15 protein-coding genes are annotated in these 18629 nt (G+C 35.0%); 6 read left to right on the forward strand and 9 right to left on the reverse strand.

Going from position 1 to position 18629, the window contains the following annotated elements:
• The 6 genes from BW936_RS17930 to BW936_RS17955 all read right to left on the reverse strand — a co-directional run bounded on the left by BW936_RS17930 (nucleotide 1) and on the right by BW936_RS17955 (nucleotide 8338).
• Nucleotides 1-441, reverse strand: coding sequence for a thioredoxin family protein (locus BW936_RS17930; RefSeq protein WP_076550942.1), 441 nt, complete (start codon nucleotides 439-441; stop codon nucleotides 1-3).
• A 73-nt stretch (nucleotides 442-514) separates the two neighbouring features.
• On the reverse strand, nucleotides 515-1657 hold the full coding sequence (locus tag BW936_RS17935; protein ID WP_076550944.1) for an efflux RND transporter periplasmic adaptor subunit: 1143 nt from the start codon (nucleotides 1655-1657) through the stop codon (nucleotides 515-517).
• 10 nt (nucleotides 1658-1667) lie between these two features.
• Complete coding sequence (locus tag BW936_RS17940; protein ID WP_076550946.1) at nucleotides 1668-6005, reverse strand: CusA/CzcA family heavy metal efflux RND transporter; 4338 nt, start codon at nucleotides 6003-6005, stop codon at nucleotides 1668-1670.
• Nucleotides 6006-6084: 79 nt separating this feature from the next.
• Nucleotides 6085-6486: a hypothetical protein gene (locus BW936_RS17945; protein ID WP_076550948.1), complete on the reverse strand. Its 402-nt coding sequence runs from the start codon at nucleotides 6484-6486 to the stop codon at nucleotides 6085-6087.
• 85 nt (nucleotides 6487-6571) lie between these two features.
• Entirely contained in the window at nucleotides 6572-7525 is a 954-nt protein-coding gene (locus BW936_RS17950) for a L,D-transpeptidase (RefSeq protein WP_076550950.1), read from the reverse strand.
• A 45-nt stretch (nucleotides 7526-7570) separates the two neighbouring features.
• Nucleotides 7571-8338, reverse strand: coding sequence for an LOG family protein (locus BW936_RS17955; RefSeq protein WP_076550952.1), 768 nt, complete (start codon nucleotides 8336-8338; stop codon nucleotides 7571-7573).
• A gap of 311 nt (nucleotides 8339-8649) precedes the next feature.
• Here BW936_RS17955 and pta point away from each other — a divergent pair, with 311 nt between their 5' ends.
• The 5 genes from pta to BW936_RS17980 all read left to right on the forward strand — a co-directional run bounded on the left by pta (nucleotide 8650) and on the right by BW936_RS17980 (nucleotide 13028).
• Complete coding sequence (pta, locus tag BW936_RS17960) at nucleotides 8650-10743, forward strand: phosphate acetyltransferase (RefSeq protein ID WP_076550955.1); 2094 nt, start codon at nucleotides 8650-8652, stop codon at nucleotides 10741-10743.
• A gap of 9 nt (nucleotides 10744-10752) precedes the next feature.
• On the forward strand, nucleotides 10753-11937 hold the full coding sequence (locus BW936_RS17965; protein ID WP_076550958.1) for an acetate/propionate family kinase: 1185 nt from the start codon (nucleotides 10753-10755) through the stop codon (nucleotides 11935-11937).
• 148 nt (nucleotides 11938-12085) lie between these two features.
• The gene (locus tag BW936_RS17970) at nucleotides 12086-12415 is read left to right on the forward strand and encodes a YtxH domain-containing protein (protein ID WP_076551015.1); all 330 of its coding nucleotides are present in this window, start codon (nucleotides 12086-12088) and stop codon (nucleotides 12413-12415) included.
• Nucleotides 12416-12420: 5 nt separating this feature from the next.
• Nucleotides 12421-12765, forward strand: a complete 345-nt coding sequence (locus tag BW936_RS17975; RefSeq protein ID WP_076550960.1) for a phage holin family protein — start codon at nucleotides 12421-12423, stop codon at nucleotides 12763-12765.
• Nucleotides 12765-13028: a DUF6327 family protein gene (locus BW936_RS17980; RefSeq protein ID WP_084182136.1), complete on the forward strand. Its 264-nt coding sequence runs from the start codon at nucleotides 12765-12767 to the stop codon at nucleotides 13026-13028. The genes BW936_RS17975 and BW936_RS17980 overlap by 1 nt, the downstream gene beginning before the upstream one ends.
• 198 nt (nucleotides 13029-13226) lie before the next feature.
• Here BW936_RS17980 and BW936_RS17985 read toward each other — a convergent pair whose 3' ends face one another.
• Nucleotides 13227-14372, reverse strand: coding sequence for a site-2 protease family protein (locus tag BW936_RS17985; RefSeq protein WP_244156269.1), 1146 nt, complete (start codon nucleotides 14370-14372; stop codon nucleotides 13227-13229).
• 56 nt (nucleotides 14373-14428) lie between these two features.
• On the opposite strand from BW936_RS17985, the gene BW936_RS17990 reads away from it, so the two are divergent.
• Complete coding sequence (locus tag BW936_RS17990) at nucleotides 14429-15364, forward strand: 1-phosphofructokinase family hexose kinase (RefSeq protein WP_076550966.1); 936 nt, start codon at nucleotides 14429-14431, stop codon at nucleotides 15362-15364.
• A 133-nt stretch (nucleotides 15365-15497) separates the two neighbouring features.
• On the opposite strand, the gene BW936_RS17995 is transcribed toward BW936_RS17990, so the two are convergent.
• Nucleotides 15498-17294 carry a ribonucleoside-diphosphate reductase subunit alpha gene (locus tag BW936_RS17995; RefSeq protein ID WP_076550968.1) on the reverse strand — a complete coding sequence of 599 codons (1797 nt, stop codon included), beginning with the start codon at nucleotides 17292-17294 and terminating at the stop codon, nucleotides 15498-15500.
• Complete coding sequence (locus tag BW936_RS18000) at nucleotides 17295-18569, reverse strand: ribonucleotide-diphosphate reductase subunit beta (protein WP_076550970.1); 1275 nt, start codon at nucleotides 18567-18569, stop codon at nucleotides 17295-17297.
• Nucleotides 18570-18629 lie beyond the last annotated feature (60 nt).

Raw genomic sequence — 18629 nt, forward strand, 5'->3', positions numbered from 1 at the left:
CTATTTTATGAAAGCATTTAATTCAGCAATGTATTCTTTTGGTGAACGTTTTTTATAACTGGTTGCTCCATATACTTTTCCATCCGCATTCATCACTACAACAAATGGGAATATACCTTGCCTATTGTACTTTTCTGCCAAGGCTTTATTTTTATTCAATTGCTCTTTTGGTAACGCATTCCTCTTTCTTCTTGGAAAATCTGCTTGCAGCATTACGTAATGCTTTTCAGCATATTCTTTAAACTCATTGGTAGACCACACGGCTCTATCTAACTTAATACATGGCGCACACCAATCTGATCCTTGAAACACTATTATTAATGGCTTATTTTCTGAAGTAGCAATAGAACTGGCTTCCGTAAAATCTGTATGCCATTCTTGGGCCGTTGCAGAACCCAAGCCTAGCACAGAAAGCAACATAAACACTATAAATTTCTTCATCCTTTTTTTATTTGACCGACCTATAATGATTTAATACATATACTTACGCTCTAATTCTATACTCTCTTTTAAACTACTCTCCTATCAGGCTAAACGCACCTTTGGTTAAAAATTGTGTTTCTTGTTTAAAAGTCGATGAATTACTGACCCAACTCTTATTTTCATAACTACCCAAGATGTTGACAGGTATTTGCTTAAAATAATAAATGTCTCCTTTTCTCTCCTCTAATAGGAGCACAAACGACTCATTATTTACCTCTACAATAGCATCTGAAGGTAACGAAATCTGTGTTGATTTTTCTATAATGATATTTGCTTCAACAAACATACCGGTAAGAAAATTAGCCTGTTCTTCATTCTCTATATGTGCATGGACCTTTATCGTCCTATTTTGACCTATTGATGTACCTACCAAATAGACCTCTGCCCTATAGGTTTCTTTAGAAGCTTCTGGAATTCTAAATTCCACTACCTGTCCTTTTTCTATTTTCATGATATCTTTTTCAAAAACCGAAAGTTCTAGGTGTATATGATCATTATTAATAATCTCCATGATTGAGGTAGCGGGAGAAACATACGTACCTTTTGAAATATTTACACTTGTTATACTACCGCCAATTGGGGCATAAATAGTGGCTACTGAATTTATATTACCCTTTTCTACTTGATCGGGTGATATGTGTAGCATTCTCAATTGTTTTTTGAGTCCGTTATATCTTGCTATCCCAGTATTGTAATCGCTCTCTGCTTTTAAAAAGCTTTTCTGAGAACTAATGTTTTCCGCTACCATTGTTTGCTGACGCTCGTATTCTGCTTTTAAATAACTTAACTGCCCATTAACCTCCATATACTGTTGTTGTAAGGTTACAAACTCCGGATTTTCTATTGTTACCAATAATTGCCCTTTACGGACCTTATCACCGACCAATAAAGGGGTAGTCTTAATATAACCGCCCATGGTAGCACTCACTACCGCCCTATTTTCCGGTGGCACATCTATCATGCCCGCTGTTGTTACTATTACCGGAAAATCACTTTCTGCCATTTTACCCAAACTCATTTTACTTTGGTTGAATTGTTGTTGAGTAATTTTAATACGGTCATCTGTATTAGCTTCTAATGCGGTGCTATCATTCGTTTTGTTTTCCTGATTTCCACAACTTAAAATAATTGCGAAAATGAAAATCGTTGTTATGTTGTATATATATTTTTGCATGATGCCCTATTTATAATGTTATGAAATTAATGTCTGCAGCAGTTTCGTTATACGCTTTTAGCTGATCTAGATATCCCAATTTTATATCATATGCGCTTTCTAAACTTTGTAGGTATTGATAGAAATCTATCTCCCCATTTTTAAAGCTAATGTTGGCGGTCTTCAATATTTCGTCTGCCAGTTCTGCGCCTTCGTTCTCATAATAATTTAATGAGTTTTGAATTTGTACAATTTGTTGTGTTAAAATATATTGTTTGGACTTTATTTGAATTTTATATGCGACCGACTCCGTTACCGCTCTTTCTTTTGCAATTTTAGATGCCTTAATCCTAGAAGTATTTCCACTGAAGAATAGCGGAATCTTGAGTCCTAATTGATAACCAAAAAGAGTGTTGTTCAATTCTGAGTTTGATCCCTGAAAATAGGCTAAACTTATATCTGGTAGCAGCTGCTGTTTTTCTAAGTTGCTTTCTGCAGCCAGCAATTGCCTGTTATTTTCATAATAGACCAACTCAGGACTAGCGTCTAAGTTTACATCTTGTATGACAATTTTCAAGTTCATTTCTTCGGCAAGAACCAAACTATCTTCTACCTGAATTAATTGCACCAAATTAGCATATATAGTTGCTACATGTTGCATGGCTTGCTGATAGTCTAAACTGATTTGTCGTTGTTTAGAGGCCGCCGTAATTTTCTCTAAGTAATTGGTTTCTCCTAATTCAAATTTTCTAGCTGCTACCTTAGAAAAATTGGCATATAAACTATCTAACCGTTTATATACCCTAACCTTCTCTCTTGCAATTTGATATTCATAATACCTCCTTGTTACTTCTTTGGTTAACGCCTTACGCTGAATATCATATTCACTTTGTGCCAAACCAGCCTGTAGGTTGTTCACCTTTTTTTCAGAAAAATAAGTTGTTGGAAAACGAAAATCTTGTTGAACCCCAAATACCTTTAATGGCACATTGTTGATGGCAAGATTATTTTCATCGTATTCATAATACACATGCGTTTTATCAAAACTAAAAGCATTAGAAATTAGTGCTTTAGATTCATTAACTTTCAACTGACCGGCTTTTAAACCCATATTATTTTCAATGGCCAAGGAAATTAATACATCAAGATTTTGACTTTTTGATTCTTGTGCCGAAGTCCCAATAGATATAAGCAATGCTATAAAAACAATACCATTTTGTAACGTTGTTTTTGGTATTGGCTTTCTTGAATTGTCATGACTTGCAAACATAGAATATAGCACTGGTAAAACTACCAAAGTCAATATAGTTGCCGTAAAGAGACCACCTATAACCACCGTTGCCAAAGGTCGCTGCACTTCTGCACCGGCATTGGTTGATATTGCCATGGGCAAGAAACCAAGTGCTGCGGCAGATGCTGTTAACAACACTGCCCGCAACCGATCTTTTGCACCTTGTTTTATTAAGTCATCTAAACTATGAAAAGAATTCTTTTTCAACTCCTTAAAATGTTCTATCAGAACAATACCATTTAATACAGCTATACCAAAAAGTGCTATAAAACCTACTCCCGCAGAAATACTGAACGGTAAGTCCCGTACCCATAAAAGAAAAACTCCCCCAACAGCCGCTAACGGAATAGCGGAATAGATCATAAGAGCTTCTTTTACCGATTTAAATGCAAAATATAGCAACACAAAAATGAGCGCTAATGCTATAGGTACCGCTATCAATAGTCGGTCTCGGGCACTTTGTAGATTTTCAAACTGACCGCCATAGGTGATGGTATATCCTGCTGGTAATTTTACCTTTTCATTGATTAATCCCTGAATATCGTCTACAACTGATTGCAAATCGCGATTACGGACATTTACGCCTACTACCGTTCTTCTTTGGGTATCATCTCTAGAGATTTTTGCCGCACCTTTTTTATACGTAATATCTGCCAATTCACTTAACGGGATTTTTCCTCCGTTGGGCAAATCAACATACAGGTTTTTAAGATCATCAATATCTTGTCGTTTTGCTTTATCTAAACGCACCACTACATCAAATCGCTTTTCACCTTCAAAAACATTACCGGCAGTTTTACCGGCAAAACCCATAGAAACCATATCATTTAGATCCTGAATATTTAAACCGAAGCGGGCAATTTTTGCACGATCATAATCAACACTCATTTCGGGCAAACCGGCTATTTTTTCTACACTAATATCTGCAGCTCCTTCAACATCTTTTATCAACGCCCCAATCTCATTGCCTTTTTTAGCCAATACATCTAAATCCGGACCAAAAATCTTTATAGCTATATCTGCTCTAACGCCTGTAATTAATTCATTAAAACGCATTTCTATGGGTTGTGTAAATTCTACCTCCATCCCCGGAATAATGGCTAGTGCCTCTTTAAATTTATCGGCTAACTCGTCTTTAGATTTTGCACTTGTCCACTCCCCTTTGGGTGCCAATTTAATAATGACATCACTTTCTTCCATTGACATGGGATCCGTGGGCACTTCGGCAGCACCTATTCTAGTGACCACTTGCTGAACCTCTGGAAAATTATGGAGTAAAATTTTCTCGATCTCGGTAGTAATCTCAACAGTTTTACTTAATGAAGTTCCTGTTTTTAAAACGGGCTGTATTACAAAATCGCCTTCATCTAACGTTGGTACAAACTCACTACCCATAGCTGCGTATAAAAATATTGCCAACATCAGTAGCATAGATGCAACCCCTAAAACTATTTTTTTACTTTGCAATGCCCAATTTATAATAGGCTCATATTTCTTGACCAACCATTTCATTAAACGAACAGCTATATTTTTGTCCAATTCCTTTGATGGTTTTAGAAAAACTGATGCCGCTACGGGAACATAGGTAAAACATAAAATCATGGCCCCAACTAACGCAAAACTGAAGGTCAATGCCATAGGCTTGAACATTTTACCTTCTACACCACTTAATGAAAGAATAGGAATAAAAACAATTAATATGATCAACTGCCCAAAAATGGCAGAATTCATCATTTTAGATGCACCGTTAAACGTAATCTTATCTTTTAAATGTTGTTGTTCTACTTTGGGCAAACCATTTATTTCGTGCTGTTTTCGCGTAATTTCAAAAGCTATAAACTCTACAATAATGACGGCGCCGTCTATGATAATACCAAAATCAATAGCTCCCAAACTCATTAAATTGGCATCTACGCCAAATATGTACATAAGTGACAAGGCAAAAAGAAGACACAAGGGTATTACAGATCCCACTACCAAACCTGACCTAAAATTACCTAACAACAATACCACTACAAAAATGACAATTAGGCATCCTAAAATTAAGTTCTCACTTACCGTAAAGGTGGTTTTTGCAATAAGTTCGCTACGTTCTAAAAACGGATTAATATAAACACCCTTGGGCAACGAAGTGGAAATTTCGGCAATACGTTCTTTAACCGCTTCTATTACTTTTTTAGAGTTTGCATCTTTCAACATCATCACTTGCCCTAAGACTTTCTCGCCTTCACCATTACCTGTAATAGCACCAAAACGGACAGCACTACCAAAGTCAACAGTTGCTATATCTTTAATATAAATGGGTAGGCCGTCTTTATTAGAAATAACAATATTCTTGATATCCTCAAGAGAAGAGACCAACCCATCTCCACGAATAAAAAAAGCTTGGTTTACCTTTTCTATATACCCACCTCCCGATACACTGTTATTAGTTTCCAAAGCCTTAAAAACATCACTTGTAGTGATATTCATAGCATTTAGCTTTTGGGTATTTATGGCCACTTCGTATTGTTTTAGAAATCCGCCCCAAGTGTTCACCTCAACTACACCTGGTATACCGGACAATTGTCTTTTTACGATCCAATCTTGTATGGTTCTCAATTCCGTAGTGGAATACTCATTTTTATATGCTGGTTTCACCTCCAATATGTATTGATAGATTTCTCCTAGTCCGGTGGTAATAGGTCCCATTTGTGGAGTACCAAAACCTGCGGGTATCTTCTCTGATGCAGAAGCTATTTTCTCGGCAATAAGTTGCCTTGGCAAATAGGTGCCTAAATCATCATCAAAAACGATAGTAACCACAGACAAACCAAACTTAGATACCGAACGTATTTCTTTGACACCGGGTAAATTCGCCATTTCTAACTCTACCGGATATGTGATAAATTGCTCCATATCTAGGGTTGATAAATTACGTGATGTAGTAATTACCTGAACCTGGTTATTGGTTACATCTGGCACAGCACCAATAGGTATTTGTGAAAGTGCAAATAAACCGTACCCAATAATAAATACGGTAAATAGAAGAACAATAAGCTTATTCTTTAAGCTGAAATTAATGATATTTGATAGCATTTTTTCATATAAATCAATGTGAATCGCTCCTACTCAATGACATGAGTATGAACTAAAAAAATTTAAAAAATTGATTGTATTATGAAACGCGCGGCGGCTGTAAAATGCCTTGTGAGTGTAAGGATGAAGAAGGTGCTTGGTAATAAAAATTACCGTCTGAATTCTCTAAAATTTGTACTTCGTTTAATTCTGATTTGTAAGTATTCAAGAATACATCGGCAATAGAAATATGTGATGCACCGCTATGATTAAAAGGGAGTTTTTCGTGATCTTTCTTTTCCTCTTGATGATCGCGTTGATGATCTGCTTTCAATTCACCATAATGTTTAGAAAGAAAAACTATTACATTATCACCATATTGCATATTATGAAATTGGGCGTGCTCGATCAATTCATCTAACTGAACAATATCATCATAATGCACACCTAAGCTTTGTAGCATGATGATCGATGATAACAGTATGGAAAACAGTTTGTTCACGATAGTAAAATTAATAAAATTATTAGTTCATATTATTTAAATTCACTTTAAACTAAATTGGGTTCAGCATTAAGAAACATTTATTTTATGGATTATGGGTTAAGTGATACACATCTCTAAACACTGAAACAACCTTTCCTTCATCATACGTTTCTAAATCATATCTAATTCTAAGTTTTGTTCCTAATGGTGCATAATAATAAACTACCCAGGCGTCTGCTTCTCCCAACCCAATGCATCCATTTGAATAGGCCCTTCCTAATGTTTTTGGATTTGTAGTAGGATGAATCATCTGTCCATTTCTAATAGAATTGATTTCTGTTTCTATCCAAGGTATTTGTGGCATCATGGTTGTTTTACCATCGTCTCGTTTAGTAACATAAAAACGTTTTCCATTTACGGGATTATAAAAATCTGGATGCTTTGCGTGCCTTACTATTGTTCCCTTTCCTGTTTTTGTCCTTAAATCTGTTACGCGATCTCCAAACTTTAGATAGCGTTCCCTATATTGTCCTACCCTGACCGGAAACGTATGCAACAAAACAGAATCTTGATAGATACGTAGTTTATATTCTGGTATGTTCACATCAATTTCAGTAGTTGCAAATTCTTCTAAAATTTTACATGCAATTAATGAATCAGGTATTATTAGCTCACTCCCTTTTGGCAATACTATCATCTGCTTTTGGTCATAAACAAAAGAATCTCTTGCTATCATTCTATAGTAATCTGTATTTGCCAAAGTATCCAATATCCAAGGATTATTTCGTACCAATACATGTTCAGATAATGAATAAGGCACTAGCGTATCATATCTTTTAACCACAGAATCCATAAATTGAAAATACCGTTCTACCTTAATATTTTTCAAAATTTCTATGTGTTTCATCTTCTTCACCTCTGTTTTACTTGGTAATAACATACTAGTATTACCAGTTTTAAGAGATCCCATATCATTCTCCTTCTTAAATTGACAAGAACTTAAGAGCACAGCTGTCAAAACAAAAAAGATTACTTTTATACTATTAATTTTTAACATGTTACATTACTTTTTTAACCAAAAGTTTAGGAACCCTTGTTATGCTTACATAGACCTAACTTGCTTTTTTTCACCAAACCACCACTTGGTTCGCATTGGTTTTTTAATGAGTTTAAATCTTTTGACCGCATGTTCCTTAAGATGTTCTTTCATTTCTTCAACTGAATCGGTTAGAAACATTAATTCCATATCCTTTTTAGAAATACTTTCATTTTCTGCCATCGTCTGTACGTGATGGTATAATTCTTTATGATATTCTTTTCCAAAAATGACTACAGGAAAGTCTTGTATCATTTTAGTCTGTATTAAAGTAACTGCCTCAAAAAGTTCGTCTAAGGTACCAATGCCACCAGGCAATACTACAAAGGCAAAAGAGTACTTGAGCAATAAGAATTTTCTAATGAAGAAATAAGGAATATTAATCCATTTATGTAAATATGGGTTGGGCTTTTGTTCATGAGGCAGTATAATATTACAACCAATTGAATAGCCATTATTAAGGTAAGCCCCTTTATTGGCAGCCTCCATAATTCCTGGTCCCCCACCTGTCATTACTGCAAAGCCCATTTCAGATAATGCTTTACCTACTTCTACAGCTTGTTTATAATACAGATTGTCCTCTTTAAAACGGGCAGATCCAAATACCGTAACGCAAGGACCTATAAAATGTAATTTCCTAAATGCCCTAATAAACTGATATTGTACCTTAAACGTAAACCATAGTTCTTTAACTCTGCTGCGTGGACCATCTAAAAAGGCACGCTCCTCACTTAAAAAGAAAGAGTTCGTATCTGTATTTGTTTGGTTCTGCATTTGCTGTTCTTAAGTAATAACAGAATCAAATGTAGTTCTTGCCACTAACGCTGAAAATGATATATGTCATTTTTAAACCTTCCTACCATGTCTATTTTTGCACTTTATATACAAACCAAAGGTTTTACTTGTATCTTTAAGAACAACTGGCATTCACACTTTAAAAAAATATTAAGGAGAAATATATGGGCATAAACCACTTTTACAACCTAATACTTATCAACTTCAAACTACAGTGTCAGCTTTTCATATAGCAAAAGTGAATCCTTCAAGAACCCTATAAATTTGTTAATCACTAATTCCTTATACACGTGAGTAAAGCCATATATATTGTTACAACAGAACCCAATAGCGGAAAATCGATAATTTCACTAGGTCTAATGCAACTTCTATTAGGCAGGACTGCCAAAGTTGGCTATTTCAGACCTATTATTGACGATGTCCCCAAAGGTAAAACTGACAACCATATTGACACTGTTTTAAGCTACTTCAACGTAGATATGAAACCAGAAGAAGCCTTTGCATATACGCGTAGCCAGGTGGTACAATTAAAAAACCAAGATAAGGACGATGAAATTGTAGGTCACATTATACACAAGTATAAAACTATTGAAAACAAGTTTGATTTTGTGTTGGTCGAAGGAACCGATTTTTCTGGAGAGGGCGCAATAATTGAATGGGATATTAACGTTCTTATCGCAAAAAACTTAGGAATACCCGCCGTAATTTTAGCAAGTGGAAAAAATAAGACTTTAGATGAATTGATAGGAAATCTTTATATGGCCTATGATTCTTTTAAAGAAAAAGGTGTAGATGTGTTATTAATAGTAGCCAATAAAGTACAACCGGAAAATATAACTATTGTATCTAACGGATTAAAAGAAAAACTACCTAATGATGTTTTAGTAGGCACCATTCCATTAAATCCTATTTTAGGTAGTCCAACATTAAAAGAGATTGCACAAGAATTAGATGCTAAAGTGCTTTTTGGTGAAGATTACATCAACAACCAAGTAGGCAGTTTTAGTGTAGGTGCCATGCAATTGCGTAATTACATAACACATTTAAAAGATAATAGTCTTGTGATTACACCTGGTGACCGTGCCGATATTATTTTAGGGGCATTACAGGCTAATATATCAACAAACTACCCTAGCCTTTCCGGTATTGTTTTAACTGGAGGTCTATTACCGGAAGAGTCTATTATAAAACTGATAGAAGGTCTTTCAGATATTATTCCTATTCTATCGGTTGCAAGAGGTACATTTAACGTTACCAACAAAATAGGTATCATAAGACCACGTATATATGCCGAAAACACAGAAAAAATACAGACCTCTATACAAGAGTTTGAAAAACATATCCCTACTAAAGAGTTGGCTGAACGCTTAATCACTTTTAAAGCCAAGGGCATAACCCCTAGAATGTTTCAATATAACCTTCTGCAGAAAGCTACTTCTTCCAAAAAGCATATTGTTCTTCCCGAAGGTTCAGATGAACGTATTTTAATGGCGACCAAAATGCTGATCGATACCAATGCTGTTACCATTACTCTTTTGGGGAACAAAGAACAGATTACCTCTAAAATTACAGAACTAGATATTGATCTAGATAGTAATACTATAAACATTATAGACCCTAAAACATCTGATCAGTTTTTAGATTACGCCAATACTTTATTTGAATTGCGAAAACATAAAAATGTAAACTTGGCAATGGCCAAAGATTTAATGGAAGATGTATCTTATTATGGTACCATGATGGTGTACAAAGGGCATGCCGATGGTATGGTATCTGGCGCGGCGCATACTACCCAACACACCATTAGACCGGCGCTCCAGTTCATTAAAACAAAACCAGGGGTATCTATAGTATCTTCTATATTTTTCATGTGCCTGCCCAATAGGGTTACTGTTTTTGGAGATTGCGCCATTAATCCTAATCCTAATTCTGAACAATTATCTGAAATAGCAATTTCTTCTGCCGCTACAAGTGCCGCATTTGGTATTGAACCAAAAATAGCCATGCTTTCATACTCTTCTGGAGCTTCTGGTATTGGTGAAGATGTTGATAGGGTTAGAAAAGCTACAGAAATTATAAAAGTAAAAAGACCAGATCTTAAAGTTGAAGGTCCTATACAATATGATGCAGCGGTAGATGCTAAAGTAGGACTAAGTAAATTACCAGATTCTGAGGTAGCCGGGCAAGCTAGCGTGTTTATATTTCCTGACTTAAATACAGGTAACAATACCTATAAAGCCGTACAAAGGGAAACAGGCGCCTTAGCAATTGGACCAATGTTACAAGGTCTTAACAAGCCTGTTAATGATCTAAGCCGTGGCTGTACCGTAGATGACATTTTCAATACCGTCATAATAACCGCTATCCAAGCACAAGGATTATAATCTTTTTTTATGAATATACTAATTATCAATTCTGGTAGTTCTTCTATAAAATATCAACTTTTAGAAATGCCTTTGGCTAAAATTACTTGCCTGGGTTCCATAGAACGTATTGGTAGTGACGAAGCTATTTCTACTTATAAAACCGATACCCATAAGGTTGAAAAAACTTACCCTATTTTAAGCCATAAAGCTGGTCTAGAGCGGATAACATCACTTTTACTTGATTCTGAAACGGGTGTTATTAATAGCACCGAAGATATTGATGCCATTGGGCACCGTGTGGTACATGGTGGTAGTAATTATACTGAAACAACTTTAGTTACCGAAGAGGTAAAGACAAAGATCAAAAGTCTCTCCCCCCTAGCTCCATTGCACAATCCTGCAAATCTAGAAGGTATTTTAATGGCTGAAGAAATATTTGATTCCGCTAAACAAATGATTGTTTTTGATACCGCCTTTCACGGTACCATACCTGTTACAGCAAAAAAGTATGCCCTGCCTAATGAACTATTTGAAGATAAAAGAATTCAAGCATATGGTTTTCATGGTACCAGCCATAAGTATGTTTCGGAAAAAGCAAATGAATACCTGAACAAAAAGCATACAAAACTTATTTCTATTCATTTAGGAAACGGATGTAGTATTACCGCTATAAAAGATGGCAAAAGTGTTGATCACAGTATGGGGTTTGCACCGTCTAACGGACTAGTTATGGGCACACGTAGTGGTGATATTGACCACTCCATCATTTTTTATATGGTAAATACACTTGGTTATAGTTTAGATAAAGTAAACGAACTTTTAAATAAGAAAAGTGGCATGCTTGGCCTTACAGGCTTTAACGATCTAAGAGATATTGAGGAAGAAGCCGGAAAAGGAAACGCACAATGCATACTTGCCCTTGAAATGAATGCGTATCGAATTAAAAAATACATAGGTGCATATACAGCATCTATGAACGGGTTAGACGCTATTATCTTCACTGCCGGTATTGGAGAAAATTCAAGCTTAATGCGTCAACTAATATGCAAGGATTTGGAGTATTTTAATATTTACATTGATGATTCAAAAAACGAATTAAGAGCATCTACCTTACGTGAAATTAATACCAAAGGTGCCAAGGTCAAACTTTTAGTTATCCCAACCAATGAAGAATTGGAAATAGCCAAACAGGTTTATAAACTACTAACATAACTTACTTCTTATCTATACAAAATCATAAATAACCTCTATTATTTAAAAACAAATTTTAATTTTCATATATGACTTAAATCATATGTAAAACGAGCATAAGTGTTTAATTTTAAGTGTATTTTTTTCATAAACACTTAAATTCAATATGATGCAAAACGATAATGGAAACACTTTACTGGCGCTGTTAACAGGAGCTGCAATTGGAGCCGCAATAGGCATTTTATACGCACCTGATAAAGGAATTGAAACCCGTCATAAAATCAAAAGAAAAGTTGAAGATACCAGTCATGAAATTGCTGAAAGGGTTTCTCACGCAAAAGATGAGCTTACCAAAACTGCAAACGAGCAGAAAGATGCTTTTGATAAGAAATTAGACGAAGCTATATCTACTATGAGCTACAAAGCTGACGACATCATAGCTAAGCTAGAACAAAAACTAGAAGACTTAAAAGCAAAAAACGCTCAACTACATAAATAGCAATTATGGCTTTTGAAGAATTAAAAAATGACCTCATAGGTATAAAAACCGATATGGGGTCATATTTAGAGCATAGCAATGAGTATTATAGACTTAAAATATTTAAGGTCTTATCAAAAAATACTACCGGTATATTAAAGCTTCTCTTAATAGGCATAAGTAGCCTGTTTGCATTATTATTCTTGTCATTTGCTGCTTGTTTGTGGCTATCTGAACTAATGAACAGTTACTTTATTGGCTTTATAATAGTAGCTGGGTTCTATATTATTTTAGCTATTATGCTCTATATATTTAGAGAACAGCTAAACAAACCTGTACTTAAAAAATTATCTAAATATTATTTTGACTGATGAGCAAGCAATACCATTCTTTTAAGGAAATAGATGAGCGCTTGAAAGTTCTTGATCTTCAACGGCAAATTGACCAAGAAAGTATTAAATTACAGTTTAACAGCGCAAAAAAAGATGTAATTCCATATCAATTAAGACAGGGATTAGGAGCTTCTTTTATTCAAAAAGGAACTATAAAAAGTGTAGTACTCACTTTTCTTTCCGGCAAACTACTTGACTTTATAAAAAGTAAACGCAAGTCTAGAAATAAAGAGGCTTCATAAAGCTTTGTATACATTGTACAGCATACCATCATTGTTATAAAAACCATAATGTCTTAATATGCATGCTCAATTCTGCAGAAAAGTATAGCATTAAATTTGTTATGCAGCGGTGCTTGATCATTAACATAATTTAAATCAGCACTTCTTTTAAGAAATCTATTCAACCTACAACAAACCTCTTGATTTCTAGCATTATACTTATTTTAATACCGTTTTTAATAGAATAAACTCGTTTATATTCGTGGTATCGATCGCTCCAAACAGACGTCCGTTCTCAACTACTGGATAAAAGTTATTCTTTTCATTCCCTATCATTTCTAATGCTTTTAAAATCTCCATATTGACATCTACGGTCTTAAATTTCCGTTGCATAATATCTCCTATTATCATAGTGGGAGTTTTTACATTTTTTATAATATCTTTCTGTGATAACACACCTATAATTTTGCCTTCTTCGGTTACTACAAAATCCTTTTCTGTTCCTGCCAGTAAAATATCAATAGCCTCTTGTATGGTATTTTTGGAATGTAATTTTGTAATATTGGTTAGGGTTGCCTCTCTTACTAAATGCCCTTTTAGTACATTTCTCTGTTTCACCGATTGATTTTCACTGTAGGCTCCAAAGAAGATAAAAAACGCAATGAGAATCAAAAACGGATTAAAGAAAAGTCCTAGAATAAAAAATACAAAAGCCAACCCCTGACCTAAATTTGCTGCAATGTCCGTTGCCCTTAACCTTCCTAACCTGAAGGACAAAAGCGCCCTTAACACCCTACCCCCATCCATAGGAAAAGCAGGAATCAAATTAAATAATACCAACATTACATTGGCTACAAATAAATAAAACAAAAAGTTCTGTAAGGTTGTTTCATACAGTATTTCTTCTAAAACGATAGCATCGAAATTAAAATAACTTTTTACTGGCACAAATAGAAAAAGTAACATAGCTATGGCAACGTTAACTAAAGGCCCTGCCAATGCTATAAGTAGTTCTTGAATAGGTTTTTCTGGCATCTTTTCAAGCGTAGCAACACCGCCAATGGGTAATAACAAGATATTTTTTGTCTCTACACCAAATTTTTTCGCAGTTAACGCATGCCCTAATTCATGAAGAACAACACATAGAAATAACACTACAATCAAGGCTTCATTCAGCAGAATCCTATGCAGACCACTGCCTTTTTGTATTTCTAAAAATGCAACCCAAATAAGCAACAATGTAAATGTCCAATGAATTTGAATTTTAATACCAGATACACTACCAATTTTAAAAACACCTTTCATAACCATTTCTTTTACACTAAGATATTCTAGAACCTGATTACCGACAATGATATTGGTCATGGCTACAGTAGATACATCAAATTACATTTGATATTAGATATGTATTACAATTTATCATGAACAAAATCATAACACTTACCGTAAACCCTGCAATTGATAAAAGCACTACCGTTGCCGGTATAAAACCTAATAGTAAATTACGTTGTAATACACCCGTATACGAGCCTGGCGGTGGCGGTATAAATGTTTCTCGCGTTATTCAAGAGCTTGGTGGCACCTCTTTATGTATGTATATGTCCGGAGGACCTACCGGTGAACTCCTACAGCAGCAATTATCAGACATGAGTATTACACAAGAAATAATACCTATATCTGGATGGGTACGTGAAAATCTTGCGGTGACAGATACTAAAAATAATGCGCAATACCGGTTTGGAATGCCAGGACCCACAATTTTGGAAAACGAATGGAAAAAAGCCCTAAAACAAGTGGACGGTATACTTTCTGCAAATGATTTCTTAGTTGCCAGTGGTAGTTTGTGCCCCGGTATGCCAATCAATTTTTTTGCACAAGTCTCTAAAATAGCTAGAAAAAACAATGCTAAATTTATCTTAGACACATCTGGTGAACCTTTGATAAAAGGGGCTGAAGAAGGTGTGTTTTTATTGAAGCCCAACCTCGGTGAACTGGCTACCTTATGTGGAATAGAAGAAATATCCTATGCGGAACTTGAAGCTATCGCCAAGAATTATTTAAAGAACAATCCATGTGAAATATTAGTAATTTCAATGGGACCAAAAGGTGCTATGATTGTTGCCAACAATGAAATTAATCATATAAAAGCCCCTATAGTTTTTCAAAAAAGTACCATTGGTGCAGGCGATAGTATGGTGGCTGGTATGGTACATGCCTTATTGAACGGCAAATCTATAAAAGAAATGAGTGCCTACGGTGTAGCATGTGGAACTGCTGCGACTATGACCCAAGGTACACAATTATGTAAAAGGAACGATGTAAATGAGTTAAATAGCTGGATTCTTAAAAATTCTTAGTCTCATTTTTTTAAGAACATGAAACTATAAACTACAACTGAGAATAAAAAAAATCTGGTGCTTAAACAAACATTACCTGTTTGTTAAAACACCAGATTCTTAAAACTTAATACTATTCTAGTTCAGTAAAGGCCTATGCCTCACAACTAGCACAATCTTTCTTTTGTTTGAACTTTTGGGCTGCGTTCATACTATGTTGATAGTACAACGACTTCAACCCTAATTTCCATGCTGTCACATGAATTTTATTGATTTCTTTTACCGGCATATCTGGGTGAACAATGATATTTACCGACTGACCTTGATCAATATGGTTTTGTCTGTTCGCTGCTTGATAGATAATATCCATCTGATCGATTTCCGAGTATGTTTTGAATACATCTTTTTCAAGTTCTGAAAGGAAGTCTAAATGTTGTACAGACCCATCAAAATCTCTAATACTACGCCATACTTCTGTAGTGTTCATGCCTTTATCTTCTAAAAGCTCTACTAAGAACGGGTTTCTAATCGTAGTTTTCACCTTGGCGATATCCTTTACATAAGTATTGGACCAAATAGGCTCAATACCCTGTGATACTTGACCCAAAATAAATGCAGATGATGTAGTTGGTGCTATTGCGTTCAACGTAGCATTTCTTCTGCCAAATCCTTTCAATACTTCTGGTTCACCAAATTTATCAGCCAACGCTTCTGAAGCACTGTAAGATTTATCTTTTATGGTTTTGAATATTTCACTATTTAAATTGTATGCTTCTTGACTATTGAAAGGCAACATTTTAGATTGCAATAATGAATGCCATCCTAATACTCCTAAACCTAAAGCACGGTTGTCTTTTGCGAAGTTATACGCACGCTCCATAAACATGAAGGTTTGGCGGTCTTCACGACTTTCTGAATCACGGTATGCTTCTAACTTCTCACAGAATTCAGTAATAACAGCATCTAAAAAGAATACCATTGTTTCTACTGCATCCGTATCTTTCCATTTATCATAATGAAGAACGTTTACAGAAGATAATACACAAACAAATGACCACTCATCACTTGATGGTAACATAATTTCCGTACACAGGTTACTTGCATGAATTTTGTGTCCTTTTTCTTTGTACACATCAGCAGCACCGTTATTAGCATTATCCTTAAAGAAAATGTACGGATATCCCATTTCACCTCTTCTTTGTAATACTTTTGCCCAGATAGAACGCTTTTCATTATCGCCATCTACCATTTCTTGCATCCACTCATTGGTAACGGTTACACCATGTGTAAGCTCTTGAATAGGGTTACCTTCTGTACCTATTTCCAAAAATTCTTTAATATCTGCATGCTCTACCGGTAAATATGGCGAAAAACGACCACGACGAACAGATCCTTGACTTACAACATCTACCATAGATTCAAAAAGCTGCATAATATGTACCGCTCCTGAAGCTTTTCCATTGTTCTTTACCTCTGCTCCCCTATGTCTAATATTACCAAAATAACCAGATGTACCACCACCTAATTTAGACATCATTCCTACTTCTGACTGTGTATACAAAATGTTACCCATATCATCAGATATGTTTGAACCAAAACAGCTAATTGGCAACCCTCTTTCTTTTCCGAAATTAGACCACACCGGTGATGCCAACGAGTAAAAACCTTCACTCATATAACCGTAGAACTTGTCTGAAAAACCAGGCATGTCCAATATTTTTTCTGCTCTATCGGCAATTTCGCGAATACGTGTTTCTGCTGAAACTCCTGGTGATAAATAACCAGAACCTAAAAAGTTACGGCTATCTTCATTTAACCATTTAAAACCTTCTCCTTTATCTTCTTGTAGGTTTTTAAGCGCTTCTTTTCTAGCTTGTACCAGTTCATTAGAACCATTCAATTTTACTTCTTCTTGTATGCTAGTCTCTAAATTAATTTTTGAATCGTTCATTTAAAATAAGTCGTCACTGGTTATACTTTGTGTTCTTTTGCTATAATTGATAGAGCGTTTTACGAAGAAATCGCCGTGTTTGGTTCCAATAATTTCATCATCGAACCATTCTGTTTGCGATAGTAATTCTTCGTCTACCTCAAATGTTTTTTCGATTCCAATACTTTCTATAGAATCGTTAAATCTCTTTTTAATGAATTCTTTTACTAATTTCTTAGGTAAAAAATCAATTTCACCTGCTTCAAAAATCCAATCTATAATATCACTTTCCGATATAAATGCCTCTTTACACATTTCTTGTACAGAACCATGAAATTCTTTATTGAACCATGTTGGGTTTTCATTTTTAATAATATTTATGATATCAATACCAAAATCACCGTGAATCTGTTCTTCTTTAGAAGTAGCCTCAACAACATTAGAGATACCTTTAAACATGTTCTTGTGCTTATTAAAGGCCATGATGATCAAGAACTGAGAAAATAAAGACACATGCTCAATAAATAAAGAGAACAGCAAAACAGATTCTGCATATTCTTGATTATTCTCACTCTTAGAGTTTTTTAGAGCCGTCTCCAAGTAATGCACCCTTTTCATGATTACAGGTTTCTTCTTCAAGTTTTTAAACTCTTCGTTCAATCCTAATATTTCTAACAAGTGCGAATACGCATCATGATGTCTTACTTCACTTTCTGCAAAAGTTGCACCTACAGAACCTATTTCCGGCTTAGGCATTTTGTGGTAGATATCTCCCCAAAAGCTTTTTACCGCAACCTCTATTTGAGAAATTGCCAACATGGTGTTCTTTATTGCATTTCTTTCAATATCGGTCAAACCTGTTTTAAAATCCTGAATATCACTTGTAAAGTTAAACTCTGTATGAATCCAATATGAATGACGTATTGCCGATACATATTCATATAATGCAGGGTATTCGTAAGGCTTTAGATTTACCCGTTTTTCAAAAACATTAGACTTTCTTCTTTGTGCCTGTTCATTTCGATAAAGGATGTATCCTTTAGCTACATCGAAATAACCACCCTCCATTAATTTATTTTCAACAAAATCTTGGACCTCCTCTACTGTAGGAATATAATTATCATCTGCCTGCTTTCTTTCTAAAAGTGCTAAATGAACATTATTAGATATGATTTCAGCTTCGCTGGGACCTCCATGCTCAACAGCTGTCATAGCCTTTAAAATGGCATTTGTTATCTTGTGTAAATGAAAGGGTTTTGTTGAAAAATCCCTTTTAATGACTTCTGTGATTTTCATGTTAATATAAAGTTAATGATGTGGATAATTAGCGAGGTGTAAAGTTCGAAAATTAATCAT

The organism is Maribacter ulvicola (genome assembly GCF_900155985.1).
Taxonomy (GTDB): Bacteria; Bacteroidota; Bacteroidia; order Flavobacteriales; family Flavobacteriaceae; genus Maribacter; species Maribacter ulvicola.

Coding starts and splice junctions, on each gene's coding strand:
- BW936_RS17935 (WP_076550944.1), bottom strand. CDS start 1,657: ATGCAAAAATATATATACAACATAACAACGATTTTCATTTTCGCAATT.
- BW936_RS17995 (WP_076550968.1), bottom strand. CDS start 17,294: ATGAACGATTCAAAAATTAATTTAGAGACTAGCATACAAGAAGAAGTA.
- BW936_RS17980 (WP_084182136.1), top strand. CDS start 12,765: ATGAGCAAGCAATACCATTCTTTTAAGGAAATAGATGAGCGCTTGAAA.
- BW936_RS17990 (WP_076550966.1), top strand. CDS start 14,429: ATGAACAAAATCATAACACTTACCGTAAACCCTGCAATTGATAAAAGC.
- BW936_RS17970 (WP_076551015.1), top strand. CDS start 12,086: ATGCAAAACGATAATGGAAACACTTTACTGGCGCTGTTAACAGGAGCT.
- BW936_RS17955 (WP_076550952.1), bottom strand. CDS start 8,338: ATGCAGAACCAAACAAATACAGATACGAACTCTTTCTTTTTAAGTGAG.
- BW936_RS17950 (WP_076550950.1), bottom strand. CDS start 7,525: ATGTTAAAAATTAATAGTATAAAAGTAATCTTTTTTGTTTTGACAGCT.
- BW936_RS17965 (WP_076550958.1), top strand. CDS start 10,753: ATGAATATACTAATTATCAATTCTGGTAGTTCTTCTATAAAATATCAA.
- BW936_RS17940 (WP_076550946.1), bottom strand. CDS start 6,005: ATGCTATCAAATATCATTAATTTCAGCTTAAAGAATAAGCTTATTGTT.
- BW936_RS17985 (WP_244156269.1), bottom strand. CDS start 14,372: ATGACCAATATCATTGTCGGTAATCAGGTTCTAGAATATCTTAGTGTA.
- BW936_RS18000 (WP_076550970.1), bottom strand. CDS start 18,569: ATGAAAATCACAGAAGTCATTAAAAGGGATTTTTCAACAAAACCCTTT.
- BW936_RS17975 (WP_076550960.1), top strand. CDS start 12,421: ATGGCTTTTGAAGAATTAAAAAATGACCTCATAGGTATAAAAACCGAT.
- BW936_RS17930 (WP_076550942.1), bottom strand. CDS start 441: ATGAAGAAATTTATAGTGTTTATGTTGCTTTCTGTGCTAGGCTTGGGT.